Raw genomic sequence first — 1,865 nt, 5'->3', positions numbered from 1 at the left:
AAAACTCACCGACCAGTTCCATGCAAATAATCTCAGGATCACTCAGCTTTGGCGCGTAACCTGCCCCTCGCAAGGGTTTAGTGACGACTATTTTGTAATATTGCTCTACCATTAAATAGATATTGATGATAAATTCGTCTATGGGCATCTCATGACTCCGTTGTATTCTTGGTCGAAAACAATAGATTAGTGAGATGCTCTTCTTTTTTCAATCACTTTCGATGTTGAGAGTGGGGTTTCTATATAGTTGATTTGCTTCAAAACCGATAACAGTAGCACGTGGTTACCAGTGTATCGGTTTTATTTAGAACGGCCTATGAGCTGCTATCAGCTATAGAAAGCTAAGACTTAACAGAGATTCACCTCTCTAATAAAAGGGAATAGGGCAAGAAGTATAAAAATAGGTTATTTGTTTAAAATAATTTCTGCTGGCTAGATTGTTAGAATAAACCATAAAATCAAGCAACTAGCGGAGTTTTTTTCTGAATACAAGGCAAAAGGTAGTAATGTTTTTTAGGAAATTAAAAAAAGCTATTGACACGCACAGAATATTTGCTAAAATAGCCAGCCTATCGAGACGTAGTAGTTAAAACTTACGAATTGATTTAAGCGGGAATAGCTCAGTGGTAGAGCATAACCTTGCCAAGGTTGGGGTCGAGAGTTCGAATCTCTTTTCCCGCTCCAAATATGGCTTGAAAAAGCACTAAAGCCTCACTTCATTGTGGGGCTTTTTTTATGCCTAAAGTTTAATAAAATTAGCTCAAACCAGCGTTACAAAATATGGATGATTTGACACATTCATTTGATTTTAACCGTGCATACTTATTAAGTATTTAGACATAATGGGTGTCATTTTAAATTATAGACAACAAATGAGCCTTACTGAGGAATTAACCACTAACAAATCAATAAGCTTATTAATTAATAATTATTATAAGGATTCAAGATGCAAGAGTTTAAACATAAAGAATTTAACGAATTATTTGACCTCTCTGGAAAAACTGCCATTGTTACCGGCGGTGCAAACGGGATTGGTAAAGCAACGGCATTACGCTTGGCACAAGCTGGGGCAAACATCGCTATCGCTGATCTGAAATTGGAAGACGCCAAAGCGGCGGTAAAAGATATTGAAGCGTATGGCGTAAAAGGTTTGGCCGTCGAATGTAATATCTTAAAAGATGAAGATTTGGTCGCCATGGTAGAAAAAGTAGTGGCTGAATTGGGTAGTATTAACATTCTAATTAATAACGCTGGTGGCGGTGGCGGCGGTAAAGAGAACCCATTCAAAATTTCAGTCGATGATATCCGTCGTGATTTTGAGCTCAATGTTTTTAGTGGTTGGCGTCTATGTCAGTTATGTGTACCGCACATGAAAGAATCAGGCTATGGTTCAATTGTATTTACCACTTCTATGTCAAGTATTGATAAAGAGCCAAACATGAGTGGTTATGGAGGTTCAAAAGCGGCCGTTAATCACATAGTTGCAGACTTAGCGCATGATTTTGGTCCTGAAGTACGTATTAATGCAGTAGGCCCAGGAGCTACTCGTACTGACGCGCTAAAAACAGTACTGACACCAGAGATTGAAAAGAAAATGCTCTCACATACGCCAATCAATCGTTTAGGCGAGGCCGATGACATTGCTGGTGCGATGCTATACTTTGCTTCACCAATATCGGAATGGGTAAGTGGACAAACTATCTTCGTTAATGGCGGTGGTGTGCAAACGCTAAATCAATAGAAAATAGCACTATCGGAAAATAGATTATTTTTCTAAAAAATCAGCACTATATAATTAACGATATGCAATTAGGGGCTGTATAGAATTCAAATCAGCGGCAGCCAGATAAAGACACAAGCGAGAA

At 38.4% G+C, this 1,865-nt stretch carries 1 protein-coding gene, 1 tRNA gene and 1 pseudogene; 2 read left to right on the top strand and 1 reads right to left on the bottom strand.

From position 1 onward, the window contains the following. Window positions 1–148: pseudogene (locus EI162_RS14055) on the bottom strand (IS982 family transposase); the annotation flags it as partial. Window positions 149–609: 461 nt separating this feature from the next. On the opposite strand from EI162_RS14055, the gene EI162_RS14050 reads away from it, so the two are divergent. Together EI162_RS14050 and EI162_RS14045 are read left to right on the top strand one after the other, a co-directional pair. Continuing rightward, window positions 610–684: transfer RNA gene (locus tag EI162_RS14050), tRNA-Gly, on the top strand. A 262-nt stretch (window positions 685–946) separates the two neighbouring features. Further along, complete coding sequence (locus EI162_RS14045) at window positions 947–1,741, top strand: glucose 1-dehydrogenase (RefSeq protein ID WP_192524920.1); 795 nt, start codon at window positions 947–949, stop codon at window positions 1,739–1,741. Window positions 1,742–1,865 lie beyond the last annotated feature (124 nt).

Source organism: Psychrobacter sp. FME6, assembly GCF_014861365.1.
In the GTDB taxonomy this organism is placed as follows: Bacteria; Pseudomonadota; Gammaproteobacteria; order Pseudomonadales; family Moraxellaceae; genus Psychrobacter.
This window is presented reverse-complemented; position numbering and strand designations above follow the sequence as displayed.

Coding starts and splice junctions, on each gene's coding strand:
- EI162_RS14045 (WP_192524920.1), top strand. CDS start 947: ATGCAAGAGTTTAAACATAAAGAATTTAACGAATTATTTGACCTCTCT.